Consider the following 18,055-nt stretch of genomic DNA (forward strand, 5'->3'; position numbering starts at 1 on the left):
TCCTCAAATCATCTTTTATTAAAAATCCATATCACTACAATCTGGAATGCCTTTCAGCACTGAAATGTTAGTATGTACAGAAAGGTATTCACAATCATAGCTTAAGAATTCAACACATTTTTTGTAATTTGAACAACATTTTCTGGCGTAAATCCAAATAGATTCATGACTTCAGCTCCAGTACCTGAAGCTCCAAATGTTTCAATTGATAGTACTTTTCCTTCTTGTCCTACATAACGTTCCCAACCAAGAGATACACCCATCTCAAGAGATACTCGTTTCGTTATAGAAGACGGAAGAACGGATTCTTTATATTCGTTCGGTTGGTGATCGAATAGCTCCCAGCTCGGCATTGCAACGATGCGAACAGAAACTTGATCTTCTTCTAATTTTGCTTTCGCACTAGCAGCTAAGGATACTTCAGAACCTGTCGCAATTAAAATTACATCCGGATTTTCATTCGTTTGTGTTAATACGTAAGCTCCTTTAGAGAGATTCTCTATGTTCGCTTTCGTTTCATTAAACACCGGTAAATTTTGACGGCTCAGTACTAAAACGACTGGACCATCCGTTTGCTGTAAAGCATACGCCCAAGCACTTGCTGTTTCATTTGCATCTGACGGACGGATAACTGTTAGACCAGGAATTGCTCGAAGAGCTGCCAATTGTTCAATTGGTTCATGCGTTGGACCATCTTCTCCTACAGCAATCGAATCATGTGTAAATACGTAAGTAACAGGTAACTTTTGCAGTGCAGCCAGTCGAATGGACGGACGAAGATAATCATTAAATACAAAGAATGTACTTACGAAAGGTTTTACTCCTCCATGAAGCGCCAATCCATTCGCTGCAGCGCCCATTGCATGTTCACGTACACCGAAATATATATTTCGTCCAGCATACGATTCTACTGCATATACTGCTTCACCTTTTATATCTGTCATCGTAGAATGAGAAAGATCCGCACTTCCACCGAAAATAGAAGGAATCGATTTCACATAATGATTAATAGCTTCCCCACTTGCAACACGAGTAGAAATTGTTTTTTCAGTATCAAAGGATAGAATGTCTTTCGCTTCAATTAAAACCTCACCTGTAATCGCTTTTTCTAATTCATCTGCCAGTGTAGGATTCGCTTCTCTGTATAAGTTGAACTGCTCATTCCAGTCATTGTCTTTTTCAATACCTTTTTGTTTTAGTGCATTAAAATGAGCCTTTACTTCTTCAGGTACAAAGAAATCTTCCTTATAACCCCAACCATACACTTGTTTTGTCGCTGTTGCCTCTTCTACTCCAAGCGGATTACCATGTGCTTTGTTCGTTCCAGCAACTTTTGGACTTCCATAACCTATAATGGTTCTAATTTCTATAAGAGTAGGTTGATCCGTATTTTCTTTCGCTAATGTAATAGCTTTTGTAATAGCATCGACATCGTTTCCATCTTCAACTCTTACATATTGCCAATGTACAGATTCTACCCTTTTCTGAATATCTTCAGAGAAAGCAATGCCTAATTCACCATCAAGTGAAATTTCATTTGAATCATACAGTACAATTAACTTGCCAAGTTTCATATGTCCTGCCATTGACATCGCTTCATAAGCGACACCCTCCATTAAGTCACCATCTCCGACTAAAGCATACGTATTGTGATCTATAATAGAGTGACCACCCTTATTAAACTTTGCTGCTAAATGAACTTCTGCCATTGCCATTCCGACAGCATTAGCAATCCCTTGTCCTAACGGGCCTGTAGTCGCTTCAACTCCAGGAGTATGACCAAACTCAGGATGTCCAGGTGTTTTACTATTTAACTTTCTGAAGTTTTTCAAGTCATCAATTGAAACATCATATCCAGCTAAATGAAGTAGACTATATAACAGACTAGATCCATGTCCCGCCGATAAAACGAAACGATCACGGTTAAACCATTCTGGGTGATTAGGATTGTAATTTAAATGATTCGCCCATAATGCATAAGCCATTGGTGCTGCTCCCATCGGAAGACCTGGATGACCTGAGTTTGCCGCATTAATAGCATCAATCGATAACGTACGAAGTGTATTCACTGCTAATTGATTTATGTTTTGTGTCATAGTAATCGTCCCCCTAAATGCTTTCATTAAAGAAAGTGCTTATTTTTCCGTCTCTTGATCTAACCACCATTTAAATCCACTTTCTTGTAACAGTTCATTCGACGCTTCTGGACCATATGAACCAGACTCATATTCATGAAGCGGTAATAAGTTTTCCTCGAACGCTTCAAGAATTGGTTGTACCCATTCCCATGACAATTCAACTTCTCTCCAATGTGCAAAGAATGTAGCGTCTCCACTCACAGCATCATGAATGAGTCTTTCATACGCTTCAGGTACTCCCACATCCGCTTGCTCACAAGTAAAGTTAATACGCATCGGTTCAATTTCTCCATTTTTCAATGGATTTTTACTGTTTAACTGTAATGAAACGTTCTCACCTGGACTAATTTCAATTATTAACAAGTTAGGTGCTGCATTTGGATTACTATCTTGATATTGCTGTTTTAACGTATTTTTAAATTCAATTACAATACGAGTAGACTTTTCTTTCATTCGTTTGCCTGTTCGTATATAGAAGGGAACGCCAGTCCAAAATGGATTATCGATCCACAGGCGAGCAGCAACAAATGTGTCTATGTTAGAAGAAGGATTTACTCCTGGCTCCTCTTTGTATGCTACAACTTGCCCGCCTTTTATCTCACCTGCAGCGTATTGTCCGCGAATGATATGGCTTTGAACGTCTTCTTTTTTCACTTTACGAAGCGTTTCCATTACCTTTCGCTTTTCCTCTCGAATTTCACATGCATTAACCTTTTCCGGCAGATTCATAGCAGTCATCATTAATATTTGTAACATATGATTTTGAACCATATCTCGAATGGCCCCTGCCTGGTCATAATATCCTGCCCTTTCTTCAACCCCAACTGTTTCACTCGCTGTGATTTGTACATTCGCTATATGTTCTTTATTCCAAATTGATTGGAGAACAGGATTTGCAAATTCTAATGCTTCAAGATTTTGAATCATCGGTTTACCTAAATAATGATCGATACGGTATATCTCGTCTTCTTCAAACGTGCGACTAAGCTTATCGTTAAGCTCACGAGCAGATGTAAGGTCGTGCCCGAATGGTTTCTCAATCATCAGACGTTTCCATCCATCCGTTTTATCAAGTCCGCTTTCCTTAATATTTAAAGCAATGGTCTCGAAAAATTCAGGAGCAACGGAAAGATAAAACATTCTATTTCCTTTTATATGTAATTCTTCTTCCCTTTCACGAACGACTTGTAATAACCTCTCATAGTCTTCCGGCTTACTCACATCTAATGGACAATAGCGAAAATTATCTAAAAAACCTTCCAGTTCTGGAGTACCTTCTTCTCTATGACGGGAAAACGTCTCTATTGATTCTTTTATTCTTTCTTGAAAATCTACATGAGATACTTGACGTCTCCCAAGCCCGATAACGGATATTTGCTTTGGAAGCTTTTGATCTCTATATAAGTTATATAGTGCGGGGTAAATTTTGCGTTTCGCTAAGTCCCCTGTCGCTCCAAATAAAACAAAGGTCATTGATTCCAATTTCAGTCCCCCTCTTGTTGTATAATCCTTGTCAATATTTTAAAAATGAATTGTACAGAAGCTCATGTTTTATAAAAACAAAGAGTTATCAAATTCCAATTCTTTTTATACCTTTCGCTTTTTAATTGTCCCCAATATTAATAGTGGCAATTCAAAGCATTTCTACCACAACTACTTATTTATAGAATTTAACGGAATATTTTATATCTAATTACTTTTAGTAATTAGATAATCTTATGTCTAATATATTAACCACATAAATTATTATCGTCAATAAAAATGTCTTGAATTACATACGATTTATTTCGTAATACTTTTCTAATTGTATTCCTAGTTACCATTCATTTTCAAAGATAATGATCGATACGATAAATATCAGTTTAATCAAAACATTCAATTAATTTTCCATTAAACTCACGAGCAGACGTTACATTATAATCAAAAGGCTTCTCTATAATAAGACGATTTAATCCTTTTGTAGCCCACAATCCACTTTCCTTAATATTTAAAGCAATGACATCAAATACTTCTGGTATAACAGATAGGTAAAACATACGGTTTTCAGGAATATTTAATTCTGTTTCACGCCTCTTTACAAGACTCAACAAATCTTGATAGTCCTCTACATTCGCTGTATTTAATTGACAATAACGAAATGTGCTAATAAATCCTTCTACTCCTGATTCGTCATCAGTAGATCTTCTAGAAAATGTAGCAATGGATTGTTCTACCTTTGTTTGAAATTCCACATCTGACATTCCCCCTCTACCAATACCGATAATTGAAATAGATTGCGGTATATGTTGATTACTAATTAGTTTGTATAAAGCATGGTAAATTTTGCGTTTCGCTAAATCCTCTGTCGCTCCGAATAAAGTGAAACTTTAATTAGCCCTTACCAATCTGGCTTTTACAAGCAGCCCAACTCCCACCTAACTTCTTTGCTTTCGCTGAATTTTGAGGCGGGGGTCTTACTGCCCGGCAAAAAGCGGGATAACATTCAAAAAAACCTTGCAGAAAAATTCTACAAGGTTTTTGTCTATACATACAAAATAATCACTATATTAAAATAAAAGAGTTTATAATTCATCACAATACTATTAAATATAAGCTGCTTTAAAGGCTTGTTGGACAGCTTGTACTTCTAATGAGTCTTTACCATATAAGTTCGTTGCTACACGAATACAAGCTTCTTTTAATTCTTTAAAGTCAGAAGTCATATTTAATTCATCCGTATTTGCATAATAGAAAATATCAAACATTTTATCTTCTCCAATGCCATGTACGTTTACTCCATTATGGTTTCCACCACTAGCAATCAAGTAAGCTACTTTATTAATAATGCTAGAGTTCGTGTGTACACCACCATGATCGTGGTCAGCATCAATAGGTAAGTTATTATAATGTCTATAGTCCTCCGGATATCTAGAAGAGATAGATGATGGGTTTTTCATATCTCTAAAAATACGACCTGATTGTTCTCCCATTGTCCAATTGAACTTTCCGTTATTGGCATACTTTTCAACTGCTACTCCTAAAATATCAGATAGAGCCTCATTAATTGCACCAGCTTCTCCTGCGTACTCAAGTCCAGACTCATTTCTTGTAACCGCGTGTGTAAATTCATGTCCTGCCACATCAAATGCTCTAACAATTGGATCTCCGTATACTAGCATAGCTCCATTACTAAATGCATTAAACCACTGCTTAGGATTTCCTTTATTCGTACCATTTGTATTCCAGCCATGAACGACAGAAATTACTTTTTGTCCGTTATTATCAAAGCTGTTACGCCCATATTTTTCTTGATAAAAATCATATACTTTCGTTGCTAAATAATGGGCACTAACTGCTTTAGGATCAGTAAAATTTGTAGAATTACTTGTTACTAAATCATCGAGATAACCCCATACATTTCTTCTATAATTATTATAATCTTTATAATTAGCAGTGTATGTTTCAATTCCCTTACCACGAGAATAATCTGCAAGCATGTACGTTCCATCACTTCGCTGCGTAATTCCAAACGTACGATTAATACCTAAGTCATCTTTTCCTGTACCTGTTAATTTTGAAGGATCTTGTGATTTATTTGCTGTCGCAGATTGGACAATACTACTATCTACTTGTATACCCAATTTTTGAACGAGTTCTTTTAATAGATTACCACCAAAAGCATCAATTAATACTGTACCCGATACATATTCAGGTGTAGATGCACTAAAAGTAATTTGATATGCGTTTGTAGCTTTACTTGTATTTTCATCTACATATACTACTTGTTTAATTTCTGGTTCTTCAACAAATGTGAGATTATTCCCATAAATGTTAAAGAGCTGTTTCTTTGCATCTTCTTCTGATAGAGTAATAGGTTGTTTCAAATCTTCCTGTTGTTGTAGATCTTGGGCGCTATCCCCCGAAACACTCGTAAGTACACCATCATCATTAATATGTGCTGTTAATTGATATCCGTATACATCACGTCCTTCATATGTTTGTTGAAGACGTACCAATGTAGTACCATCATAAGATTTACGACTTTGCGTAACATTATAATTAACTTTGGATTCAGTATTAACTTGCTTTGATGATAATGCTTGTTCTGTTTTTCCTTTTAGCGCATCCTTTGCTACATTTTCTGCCGAATTTTGAGAAGGTGCTGTTAAATTACCTGTTCGGAACGTATCTTCCTTTGTTTCCACTTTTAAATCTTCTGTTTCCGCATGTACTCCTCCATAAGGCATAATCGCCGATAACACCACTCCTGTAGTTAAACCTACCTTTACGAAATTATTCATATTTTTACTCCTTTATAATCGTATTATCAAATTTTAAAAATGTATTTTAGAATTTTAAGCATAGATAAAAAATTTTAACTATAGCCAATCGTTTTTACATACCTCTACATATATAGGTTAATAGATTGGTTTGCTACTTTTTTAGATTCAATTCATTTCTCAAAAATTACTTATTATATAAGCTATCTTTATATTTATTCATATACGTTATTTTTTGTGGTTCTGATAACATATTTATTGCCATCCACACATTCTTTTTCATTTCTAATTTTTGCATTGGTATCTCTTTTAAAAACTGATTACCTATAATCGCTTCCATTTCTTCATCAATTCTTTGTATAAGATTTTCTTCTGGATTATTTTGCAAAGAAGTATTTTTCAATCCCCATTTTGTTATTATAAATTCATTCGTTTTATTCATAGGATTAATAATAGTAGCTTTACTAGTTAATCGTTTTTTTATTTCATCATGATAGATTTTAATTCTATATCCCTCTTTTAGTGGAATGATATCTTTTACAATTATTACATTTGTTCCTTCCATTTCCTTCGTATAAATTTTTTCACCTTTTTCATTAAAGACCTCTATCGATGCATATTTTTCACCTGCATAATAGCTATGAGGCGTTTTAGTAGTAACCGTAAAAACAGCTCGCTTTTGCTCTAAATCCGTATTTAATTCAGCAAATTGGTCATCTCCTAACCCTAGGAATTGGATCGTTTGATTTACCAACTTGCCCACTTTCATTTCGTTAACATCAATAGTTAGACTATTATCTTTTTCTTTTACATAGGCATAATACGAACTGAAATGATACATAACATCTGTTTTTCCACCTGAAATCTCAACTGTATAAACCCCATTTGGTACATCTTGTAAATTGATATCTGTTGTTTCGATTGTTTTCTCTTGAATAACTATATTCCCTTCTTTTAATTTAATTTTTCCTCCTTTCAATGTATCTATTTCATTTGTATTTAAATGGATATGCAAATTCCCTTTTAGCCCAAGTGAAGCAATTTGCTGATTTGTAACTATTTCAAAGTTAGAGTTTATAAGAATCTCAGAATCAACTAGTGCTCTTGCTTTAGCTAATTGTGATTCAGGCACTATATAAGCTAAAGAAGTAACAGCCGGAAAACCTTTCGCCCTATTCATCTCTATTTGTTTATGATTAAGCTTAAAGCCCCATCTTTCAAATACAGGTGTAAAATCAACTCCTCCATTCTCACTATAATACTCATTCATCAAATCTGGTAAAGAATGGTCATCTTTTTTGAAAGCAGCATTGCTAGCTAGTTTTCGATAACCTTGATACATTTTTGCAAAAGCTTCATCGCCAGCTTTTTGTTTCGCCATCGTTAAAAGAATAAGTTTTTGTCGTAAATCTAAATCATCATAATTTTTATTTTCTTTCATTAAAGCATTATATAAATTCCGTTCTACCTGTTCCTTTTTCCCGAAATTAAACAACCAACCAACTTGATCTGCTTTTTTGCCGTATTTACTATATTGATATTGAACACCAAATAGATTATTAGAAACTTCTCCTGTAAATATTCCTTGATTATCAAAACCAGCTTGGTATCCATGAGCGATTTCATGTAAAGTTCCCCAACTCAGTTTATCTAACCACATTTTTGTACTATCTGAACTATTCGCTGTCCAATTTGTGCCATAATAAGCACCGCCAGCACCAGATATATCTGCTTTTAAAAAATAACGATTTTGACTTTTTTTATTTTCAAACGCTGAACCATCTAAACCAATAATTGAATCATACATCGCAAAAATATCTTCATAATACGCAATTAACTCATCCAACGATTGAAAATCTTTTAAAGATCTTACTAACTCTTTATCTTTTTTAGGTACAAATAATTGAAAACTCTCCCCTTGAATTAACGCATACTCTCCATCAAATTGATCCCATGTACTAAAAAATTGAGATACACTTTCTTGTTGTTTATAAATGGGAAGAGGCTTAGTAGCACTTTCATTCCCTACTTGGTACTCAAGTACAGCATGCTCTTCACCATACGGAGTATCTATGAAAGGAACTAAAGGCGTATCACCTTGAATGGTAACCCATTCATTTCCTACTTGTATGGATTTTTCATTTTTTGAGTCATTAGACAATAAACGTAATGTTAATTTGTCTTTAAAATTAGGATTCGTTTGTCTTACCTTTAGTGGTGTATTTCTCTGCAAAATAAGCCCTAAATCTTGTCGATCGTGATATTTCCCCTTACTTATGCCCGCCTGAAATATCCAAGTAGGCTCTTCTAAACTAGTAATTTCTTTTACATTTGTCCGTTCATCAGCATGTAAGTGTATATTTCCTATGAGGAAAAACATTGTATACATTATGCCTATAACAAGTAACCTTTTCATTTACATATCTCCTTCTCTATTTTTTATATACAAAATACAATAAAACCCTCCTTCTTCACTTATAACTGTCGTCAATAAGTTACTTATCAGTGTAATTATTATAGTTACATTAACTCGTGATTATCAATCATTAAACGTATGTAATTTTGCATATATGAATATTTTGTGATAAGTTCCAAAATATCGTATAATTATCAATATTTTTTCAGACATTATTCAATAAAAAACACGAAGACTCTTAAGTCTTCATGTTTTTTATACATGTTATTACACTTGTAATTGAATTAATTACTAAAATCTTTTTAATCGTAAAAAATCAATTATTTTTAGGCTAATAGCCATACGTAAACTTTTATGATTTACTCATCCTTTTTGTTCTGTAATATTAAATTTTGAAACCAATTCCGTTAATTCTTCCACCTTTTCTTTCATTTTGTTGGATTGGATTGATATTTGTTCAATTGATACGGCCTGTGATTGAATTGAATTTACTGTTTGAAGAGTCTCCTTTTTCACATCCGTAGCAGTTTCAGAAACTAGCGAAAGAGAAGCATTTACTTCTTCTGTACCAGCAGACATCTCTTCTGTCGCTGCGGATACTTCTTGAATTTGACCTGTAATCTTAAGCAGCTTCTTTTCCTTCTACTGCCTTTTGTTGTCCTTTTTGCATGACATTAACTGTATCTTGGGTATCTTTTTGAATCGATTTTATTAAATGATTAACTTCTTTTGCAGATTCTTTAGATTGATCAGCCAAGTCTCGAACTTCTGCGGCAACCACTGCAAATCCTTTCCCATTCTCTCCAGCACGTGCCACTTCAATAGCGGCATTTAAGGCAAGAAGGTTCGTTTGTTCGGCAATATTAGTAATTGCAGCGAGAGCTGTATCAATCTGTTGTGTACGTGTAACAAGTTTATTTATTACTTTTGATGTTTCCTCGACAACATCATGCACACTATTCATTTGAAGAATAGATTGATTTATCACTTCACTACCGATATTTATTCGTTCTGTAGTCGTTACTGCTACCTCAGCGACTACTGCTGAAGATTCAGCTACAGTTTGCACCCCGGTTGTAATTTCTTCCATTGAGGATGGGCTCTCCTGAATACTAGTTACCTGTCCTTCTATTTTTGTTTTTACTTCTAGAACAGTCTGTACAACCTCATTTGAAATACTAGACGCTCGATTTGTATCTTGTACTACGCCCTCCGTAGGAAAAATAACCTCTTGTGTTGTCATCTTAACATTCTCAATTAATTGTTGAAGGTTATCTAACATACTATTAAAAGACTGAACAATATGCCCTAATTCATTATTTGCTTTATAAGGAGTACGTGTTGTTAAATGTCTAGCTGCTACTTTCTCCATATCATTTTGTAGTAATGCAAGTGGTTTTCGGATAGTTAATTTAATAATATATCCAATTAATATAATTATTAAAATTGCTAAAATCGAAATACTAACAAACATTATCATTGTATTTTGAGCACTATTATTATTTTCCTTCTGTAAAAGCTCTGCATTATTACTATTATATAAAATCAATTCACAAATTGATTTTATTGATTTTTGCATATTAGGTTCAATCTCTTTTAGGTAATATGCATATGCTTCTTCATTATTAGATTTTCCTAATTCTTGTGCTTTCTTCATTTGAGTCCTTAATTCATTAAATGTTTCATGAAACGTGTTATATAATTCTTTTTCTTTAGTAGAAATAAGTTTAGCCTCAAACTGCTTTAAAAGATGATCATTTTCTTTACGAATTCCATCCATTTCTCTTATTAATTCGTTCATTCTTTTTTCATCTTTTGATAACATTATTTCCATAAAGTTCATATTAACGTGATAAAAATTAGATTCTACAATCCCAATCCACTCAATTGGTAGTAAATTATCCTCATACATATTAGAGGAAGTACTTTTCCCTCTTTCTAATCCCCAAAACCCTATTAGGGATAATACTATACATGCAATACTTGATATCGTTATTAATATGTTTAGTTTTGTACCAACCTTACTGTTTCTTAATAATTCCAATTTCATATTTTTCATTCTAATATATAGTTTAAATAATGTATTTTATAATAAGAATCCAAAAATTCATGATTATGAGCACACCCCATTAAATCTTGAACTTCTCATCCAAAATATCCACAAATATTGTGGCACCAGGGGAACCTATCATTGATATATAAATTATACTTCCATACAAGACTAGCTTAAAAATATTTTTCTTATTGCTCATTTTTCTATTTCCTCTCTATTAGAAGTACTTCTAGCACATCACACTAATAAAAACGATAGTATTAAAAAAATAAGGAAAGACATAACACCTATGTCTTTCCTCTAAAATTGTAACACTCAATATGCTCTTGGCTCTATTTGATTTTCCAGTTAAATCCTCGCATTTCTTTCTTTATAATATTTCCTAACTCCGTCCAACTTGTAATTCGCGGGATATTGAGATGTTGATTGTAAGAAGTAGTTTTTGCATACACATTTATCGGTTTTCCTATTAACGTTTCTAAGACTGCCGGCTTATCATCAAAGAAATAGTTTAATTTTATTTCTTGTATGAAGTGTATTTTTTCTTCATCCTTCATTCCATAGAAAAAGCGATCTTCATGTACCGGAAAACCTTTTTCTATTAACCATTTTTTTGTTTGCTCTCCATGCTCTTTAGGTCGCGCTGTTATATAGTATATTTCATGTCCCTGTCTTTCTAATTCTTGCAATGTCTCTACTGCATATGGAAACGGTGAACAAGAAGTATAATAAATCTCATCCAGCAAACTATTCCACATATGACTACCTTCCTCCGAAGTCATGCCAAATGCTTCATGAATTTCAATTGTTTTTAAAGAATGAAATACATCCAATCCTACTTTTTTGTTTAATTTTTTATTATATAAATGAAAAGCATGCTGCCTTAAATCAATTAACGTATCATCGATATCAAATCCAAACTTCACTCTTCATCGCTCCTTTCTGCAATCCATTTATCGGAAAATATAAGTAGTTTTTATTCTCCTTATTTCTCACCTTTCTGATATTCTGGGTAACCAATAAATCTATAATCTTTTCCAACCTGGGTAAATGATATATCCTTAAATTCAATTGCATCTTGCATTTTAGTAATACCAGCCCCCTCTACAAAGCTAGGCGCCATTCTACCCCCAATCATTTTAGGTGCAATATATAAAATCAGTTTATCTATTAATTTATTTTCAATAAACGAAGCATTTACCTCTCCACCACCTTCAATAAGCAGGGAGGAAACTCCTTTTTCCCCTAAAACATCAAGCATTTCATATAAGTTTATATGCTTTTCTCCGCTAGTAACAAATACTTTGACTCCTGCATTTTCTAATGCTTTCTTTTTTTCCGCTGCATGATTACTTGTTGTAAATATCCAGGTAGGAGCTTCTCCATCTGTAATAACGTTAGCTTCCATTGGTATGCGTAATGTTGAGTCCAATATTACTCGAATTGGATTTCGCCCATTTGGAATACGCGTTGTCAATGATGGATTATCCTCTTGTACAGTATTTGCTCCTACTAAAATGGCTGCATTTTCATTTCGTATTTGGTGTACTTCCTGTCTCGCTTCTGTAGATGTGATCCACTTACTATCCGATAAAGAAGTAGCAATTTTCCCATCTAATGTAACTCCTGATTTAATCGTTACAAATGGGCGCTTTGTCAAAATATATTTATTAAAGACTTCATTCATCTTTTTAGATTCTTCTTCACACACTCCTACAAGTACTTCAATACCTGCATCTTGTAGAATTTTAATTCCACGTCCAGAAACAAGCGGGTTTGGATCAAGTGTAGCAACTACTACCTTCTTAATTCCTGCTTGTACAATTGCTTCTGCACAAGGCCCTGTTCTTCCATGATGAGAACAAGGTTCAAGAGTTACATAGATTGTACCACCACGCGCCTGTTCTTCCGCCATACGTATCGCATGTATTTCAGCATGTGGTTCTCCAGCCTTCATATGTGCTCCGACCCCTACAATTCGGTTATCATTTACAATTACAGATCCAACCAATGGATTTGGAGTCGTTTGTCCCTTCATAGCCTTGGCATTTTCTAGTGCTAGCTTCATATACAATTCATGCTCAAGCATGTAAGTGTCCCCCTTCAAAATGTCCAGAACGCTGAATCTTCGTTTGCAAATATTTCTCATTAAACTCTGAGACATCACCCCATAACGGTTCACGACTCGTAACATTTAATCCAGCTTTTTGTAACGCTTCTAATTTTTTCGGATTATTTGTAATAAGTTTTACAGGTTTTGAGCGTAGCGCTTTTAATACTTCAATTGTATCATCATAGTTTCGAACATCATCTTCAAAACCTAGGTTCAGATTAGCTTCTACTGTATCTAACCCATTTTCTTGCAAGAGGTACGTCATAGCTTTACTAAACAAGCCAATTCCTCTTCCTTCATGATTCGCTAAGTAAAATAATGCGCCTGAACCATGTTCTGTAATCATTTGTAAAGACTGCTTTAATTGGAATCCACAGTCACAACGTTTACTACCAAAGATATCACCGGTGTGACAAATACTATGCATACGAATTAGGGCATCTTCAGAATTCTCAAAATCACCATATACAAGCACACTAGATTGCTGCATATCAGCTAAATTAATAGATGAAAGTTTTTCAATAACCCCTTCTACACTATTTGTACCCTCACTACATTGTAACCAAGAATACCATTGAAAAACTTTAGTCTCCCCATATAAATTAATTGGCAATTTCATAGGGCCTACTAAATAAATATCCTTTCCATCTTGATGTATAAATTGAATTTTATCTTCTAACATATGAATTGTATCTGTTGTAACCATTAGGTACCTCCTAGTATAGAGAATCTCTAAAATTCTCTTCCATTGTTATATTTTTTATTGTTTAACTTACACAACGTAAGTGTTTTTACAGATGCTATTCTTTTTTCTCTCAGCTTATATGCAATATGTATCATTACAACTTTGGCCATTTAAAGAAAAGAGTTTTAGTTACATAAAACAACTTAGTTACTTTATGTAAGTGAGTATACATTCGTAATTAATTTACGTCAAGTAATTAATTATAAAAACATTTGTTACTAATAGTAAGATGTTATATAATTTATTTTAGGAGGTGAAGGAAAATGAATGATTCTACATTATGCCCTCGCTTTGAAAAAGGAATGAAATTTTTTAGTCAACGATGGACAGCACTAATTATTTACCAACTTTTTTCTGGATCTCAGCGCTTTTGTACGCTTGAATCTTCTCTTCCTGTTAGCGGAAGATTACTTTCAGAAAGATTGAAAGAATTAGAACTAGAAGGAATTGTCGAACGTAAAGTCTTTCCTGAGACACCAGTTCGTATAGAATATTCTTTAACTCAAAAAGGATTTGCTTTAGAAGCTATTATTCGCGGAATAGAAGAATGGTCACAGAAATGGATAGAACTTGAGGAATAACATAAAAGCTTTTTCGTATATAGTTTTAAGTGTCAAATTACAGATACCTATTATTAAAACGCTAATTTTTCAAGCATTTATGAAAAGCTAGCGTTTTTTAATAAATAAAATGTAAGAAATAAAGCAAGGTGATCAAAACGATCACCTTGTTACCTTACAGATTAAAATATTGTTTTAAAATCTTTTATTCATACATACTCGATTAATAAAAAAACGAATAAGTTTTTTTATTACTAAACAGTTTTATTTTTACAATACAGTTAGCTTCTCCTGCTATTTGCGGACAGTAAGACCACCACTGATTAAATTTCCATTTTATTACATTCGAATATTACTTATGAAATTTCACACGCTCTTCAAGTGGTTGGAATTCTTTTTCACCTGGTGCAGCTGTTGGATTACCAAATGGCATTTGTGCAATTAGTTTCCAATTAGCAGGGACATTCCATTCTTGTTTTACCTCATCGTCAATTAATGGATTATAATGTTGTAAAGATGCCCCTAATCCCTCTGCTTCTAAACCTGTCCACACGACTAATTGGTGCATACCTGATGCTTGGTGTGACCAAATTGGGAAGTTTTCAGCATATGCAACAAATTTTTCTTGAAGCGATTTAACGATAGCCTCATCTTCAAAGAATAGTACTGTTCCATAACCAGCTTTAAAAGAATCCATTTTTTGTTGCGTTCCTGAGAATTCTCCATCTCCAACTACTTTTCTTAATGTTTCAGTTGTAATATCCCATAATTTATCATGAGCTTCACCAAATAATACAACTAATCGCGCAGTTTGAGAATTGAAAGCTGATGGAGTATATTTCACAGCAAACTCCACAATTTCTTTAATTTTTTCATCCGATACTTGTACCTCTTTGTTAATTCCATAGTAAGTACGTCTTTCTTTCAGTGCAGTATAGAAATCTTTTGTCATAATTCCATTCCTCCTAAGTTTTAATATTCTTCAAAAGGATACATCTCAAAGATAATATGCGTTTAAATGAGTTCATTTTTGAATCATTGAACTTCCTATCACCCATTGCCAGTCATTCTAAATCTAAACACACTGCTTCCTTCAGTTTCCCTAAAAAAAGCCTTATAACATCATTCATAAAATCTAATCATCATTCGGTATTATTTTACCCATTCTCTATTCATGTATCCTGCTTGTTTCATATTTACACAAACATGAAAATAAGCTTAAATTGATAGTTAAAAAGCCAGGTAGCATGAATAATGCATTACCTGGCTTTTTACATTTTAAATTTAACTAAATATTACTAACGAACTGTAGTAGAAACCATACTGGTCACTTATTTAATAATTAACATCTCATAAGGATTTACATATTAGTAATTGCTTATAATACTCCATTATCTAATATGAAAGTATAAAAATACTTTCATTACTGATTCAACTGATTTTTCACCGCTCTTATAACCAATTCATGATCTTCTTCTGGTGGTAATCCTGAAACTGTTATCATTCCAATAACCCCTACGTTTTTTATTCTGATAGGAAAGCATCCACCAAACGCAGCATATTCCGAAGTATCTAAAAGATATTTTTCATTATATGAAATTCCAGTTATTTCACTTTGTATCTGCATATAATACGAGCTACAATCATGTAGGGAAACGACTCGTTTTTTACGCTCAATCCATTTCGTATTTTCCTCATTTGTCCCTGTCATCTTGAAATGAAATAATTGCACACCATTTTTCGTTATATCAACAGCAATCAATTTCCCCTCTTTCTTCGCTGTTTCAACGATAAATAAACCTATTTGCAAGGCATCTTCATTTGTAAAAGAGGAAAATTGAAGTGTTTCCTCCTCTTTTAAAATTTGTTTACTTATTTCATTCAAATTTGAAGTACTCATATCTTTAACCTCCATAATTGTTTTATGCCACACCGACATTTTTTCGAAATTATTAGGCCATATAGTACAACCTTTCAATCAATTTGATTCTAAATAAACTACTGTAACATCTTTGGTAACTAGTAGTACCGTAAAGCTTGTTTTCTTCTTACTGGTGCTATTATGAATGACATTCAAAGTTATAAAAAGTACTATTCTACTTATCCCTATCTTACAGAGACTATTATGAAATATATTTAACATCTTAAAAATGTATGTACTAAAGAATAATATTTTTAATCACTAACTTTTTTGATCAATCGTTATAATCCAATTTCATCAAAATTTTTATCAATTATTACACTATCCAACAATAGGAGGAAACAAAGATGGATGAAAATATATCCAAAAGCTGAAAAGCAGTTGAGTCCCTTGAGAGAATAGTTATAATTCACTACATATAGAAATAAACATACAAAAAACGCCATCCTTTCCTATAATTCTAAAGAAAGAATAGCGTATTCTTTTCAAAAATGATTTCTTTTATTGAGAAAATTTGATTCTATATTATACATAAAAGGGCAACCAGTGCTAAAACAGCTGGAAGTCCTTGTTTCACAATAATTGATTTATTAGATGTGAAACCTCCGAAAATAGCTGCTATCACCACACAAATCACGAAAAATAATTGGACCATATAACCAATTGGATTGAGCCCAAGTACAAGTCCCCAAATGAGACCAGCCGCTAAAAATCCATTATATAAACCTTGGTTTGCAAACATAATGGCTACGTTTCGATCTCCTTCTAAAGGCTTCGGTAATTTGAAAGCACGTTTTGCTACTTTTGAATCAATAAAAAACATTTCAAGGATCATGATAAACAAATGTTCTAATGCTACGATCCCGACTAAAATAGCTGCGATTATTTCCACACTATTCTGCCCCCTACACTCTCTATTCTTTAATATTCTCCACATTTTTTTGCATCTGTAATAGAACATGAATAAGTATTTTGCGTTCTTCTCCACTGATATTTACGAACATTTCCTTCATAAAATGTTCCTTTTCTTTCTTGTCAAAACATTAATTGATATATCAATTATTGATACATCAATTAATATACACCTCTCTTTTTATTTTTGCAAGTTTTTTTGCTCAATTGGTTTTATTTTGTTCCAGCAACTTTAAACCAATTCAAAACATCAGTTTGCATTTCTAGAAATCATAATTACTTTAAGTTCATTCTAACAATCATATTTAACTAAATATATAAAAGAATTGAGTTATATCTCCATCAATTTATAAAAATTAATTTTTTCTAAAAACAGATACTTTACGTTTTTTATAGTAATAAAAATCATTTTTTGTTTCAGAAGCAATCCATTTTGTTAGCTTGATGGGCATAGGATAGCACCCAGATGACGAACCAATTATCTTTCAAGAAGACGGCTAGAAAACTGGATTTGGTAGGGGAGTTGCCTACTTCCCCGATCCAGATGGTACTAATTTAGAGCAAATTGCTCCAAAAAGGCCATTCAGACGTGAATAGTTAAAATAAATTAATACCGAAACAAGCCACCTTCTGCTGAAGTGCCCCCCGAAAGTTAGACAGGTCGTTTCATTAGGCAGCCTCTAGGGTATGAGCCCGGTATTGTACTGGGCTCATACCCTTTAATTTTGCCTTAATTCTTTTATGATTATAGTATTCTATATACTTTGCTAACTCTTGTTTGAAATGTGTTATACTTTCAAATTCTTTTCGATACAGAAATTCCGATTTCATGATACCGAAGAAATTTTCAATAACGGCATTGTCATAACAGTTTCCTTTGCGAGACATACTTTGAGTTATGCCACAATTCTTAAGAGAATGACGGTATTGTTTCATTT

The 18,055-nt window shown here is 33.4% G+C and carries 14 protein-coding genes and 2 pseudogenes; 2 read left to right on the forward strand and 14 right to left on the reverse strand.

Translation table 11 applies throughout. From position 1 onward, the window contains the following. Window positions 1-101: 101 nt before the first annotated feature. The 10 genes and pseudogenes from tkt to BAQ53_RS15820 all read right to left on the reverse strand — a co-directional run bounded on the left by tkt (window position 102) and on the right by BAQ53_RS15820 (window position 13,685). Window positions 102-2,096 (reverse strand): transketolase, encoded by a 1,995-nt coding sequence (gene tkt, locus BAQ53_RS15780; RefSeq protein WP_208905798.1) that lies wholly within the window; start codon window positions 2,094-2,096, stop codon window positions 102-104. Between the two features lie 39 nt (window positions 2,097-2,135). After that, window positions 2,136-3,620, reverse strand: a complete 1,485-nt coding sequence (zwf, locus tag BAQ53_RS15785; RefSeq protein WP_208905800.1) for a glucose-6-phosphate dehydrogenase — start codon at window positions 3,618-3,620, stop codon at window positions 2,136-2,138. Window positions 3,621-4,000: 380 nt separating this feature from the next. Continuing rightward, window positions 4,001-4,483, reverse strand: a pseudogene (locus BAQ53_RS15790) (glucose-6-phosphate dehydrogenase); the annotation flags it as partial. A gap of 237 nt (window positions 4,484-4,720) precedes the next feature. Next, window positions 4,721-6,418 carry a M4 family metallopeptidase gene (locus BAQ53_RS15795; RefSeq protein WP_001058950.1) on the reverse strand — a complete coding sequence of 566 codons (1,698 nt, stop codon included), beginning with the start codon at window positions 6,416-6,418 and terminating at the stop codon, window positions 4,721-4,723. A 166-nt stretch (window positions 6,419-6,584) separates the two neighbouring features. Next, window positions 6,585-8,813: a putative mucin/carbohydrate-binding domain-containing protein gene (locus BAQ53_RS15800; protein ID WP_046945746.1), complete on the reverse strand. Its 2,229-nt coding sequence runs from the start codon at window positions 8,811-8,813 to the stop codon at window positions 6,585-6,587. A 363-nt stretch (window positions 8,814-9,176) separates the two neighbouring features. Next, complete coding sequence (locus BAQ53_RS26650) at window positions 9,177-9,392, reverse strand: hypothetical protein (protein ID WP_002164104.1); 216 nt, start codon at window positions 9,390-9,392, stop codon at window positions 9,177-9,179. A gap of 43 nt (window positions 9,393-9,435) precedes the next feature. After that, window positions 9,436-10,872: a methyl-accepting chemotaxis protein gene (locus BAQ53_RS15805; RefSeq protein WP_481747208.1), complete on the reverse strand. Its 1,437-nt coding sequence runs from the start codon at window positions 10,870-10,872 to the stop codon at window positions 9,436-9,438. Window positions 10,873-11,198: 326 nt separating this feature from the next. Next, window positions 11,199-11,792: a 5' nucleotidase, NT5C type gene (locus BAQ53_RS15810; protein WP_151522588.1), complete on the reverse strand. Its 594-nt coding sequence runs from the start codon at window positions 11,790-11,792 to the stop codon at window positions 11,199-11,201. Window positions 11,793-11,851: 59 nt separating this feature from the next. Continuing rightward, on the reverse strand, window positions 11,852-12,955 hold the full coding sequence (ribD, locus tag BAQ53_RS15815; RefSeq protein WP_046945744.1) for a bifunctional diaminohydroxyphosphoribosylaminopyrimidine deaminase/5-amino-6-(5-phosphoribosylamino)uracil reductase RibD: 1,104 nt from the start codon (window positions 12,953-12,955) through the stop codon (window positions 11,852-11,854). Next, complete coding sequence (locus BAQ53_RS15820; RefSeq protein ID WP_208905802.1) at window positions 12,948-13,685, reverse strand: GTP cyclohydrolase II; 738 nt, start codon at window positions 13,683-13,685, stop codon at window positions 12,948-12,950. The genes ribD and BAQ53_RS15820 overlap by 8 nt, the downstream gene beginning before the upstream one ends. A gap of 302 nt (window positions 13,686-13,987) precedes the next feature. Between BAQ53_RS15820 and BAQ53_RS15825 the strand changes: the two genes are divergently transcribed. After that, a complete protein-coding gene (locus tag BAQ53_RS15825) occupies window positions 13,988-14,305 on the forward strand; it encodes a winged helix-turn-helix transcriptional regulator (RefSeq protein ID WP_208905805.1) in 318 nt (105 codons plus the stop codon). A 331-nt stretch (window positions 14,306-14,636) separates the two neighbouring features. Here BAQ53_RS15825 and BAQ53_RS15830 read toward each other — a convergent pair whose 3' ends face one another. The 3 genes from BAQ53_RS15830 to BAQ53_RS15840 form a co-directional block, all read right to left on the reverse strand. Continuing rightward, window positions 14,637-15,236 carry a nitroreductase family protein gene (locus BAQ53_RS15830; RefSeq protein WP_000158943.1) on the reverse strand — a complete coding sequence of 200 codons (600 nt, stop codon included), beginning with the start codon at window positions 15,234-15,236 and terminating at the stop codon, window positions 14,637-14,639. Between the two features lie 471 nt (window positions 15,237-15,707). Then, window positions 15,708-16,223, reverse strand: coding sequence for a heme-degrading domain-containing protein (locus BAQ53_RS15835; protein ID WP_208906957.1), 516 nt, complete (start codon window positions 16,221-16,223; stop codon window positions 15,708-15,710). Window positions 16,224-16,725: 502 nt separating this feature from the next. Continuing rightward, window positions 16,726-17,097 carry a DUF1304 domain-containing protein gene (locus BAQ53_RS15840; protein WP_208905807.1) on the reverse strand — a complete coding sequence of 124 codons (372 nt, stop codon included), beginning with the start codon at window positions 17,095-17,097 and terminating at the stop codon, window positions 16,726-16,728. Window positions 17,098-17,579: 482 nt separating this feature from the next. Here BAQ53_RS15840 and BAQ53_RS26655 point away from each other — a divergent pair. Further along, window positions 17,580-17,714: pseudogene (locus BAQ53_RS26655) on the forward strand (VOC family protein); the annotation flags it as partial. Window positions 17,715-17,786: 72 nt separating this feature from the next. Here the strand turns inward: BAQ53_RS26655 and BAQ53_RS15850 are convergent. Further along, a partial coding sequence (locus BAQ53_RS15850; protein ID WP_208905809.1) for an IS3 family transposase occupies window positions 17,787-18,055 on the reverse strand: 269 nt, incomplete at its 5' end.

Origin of the sequence: Bacillus sp. B25(2016b) (assembly GCF_001679765.1) — a bacterium.
Lineage (GTDB): Bacteria > Bacillota > Bacilli > Bacillales > Bacillaceae_G > Bacillus_A > Bacillus_A thuringiensis_K.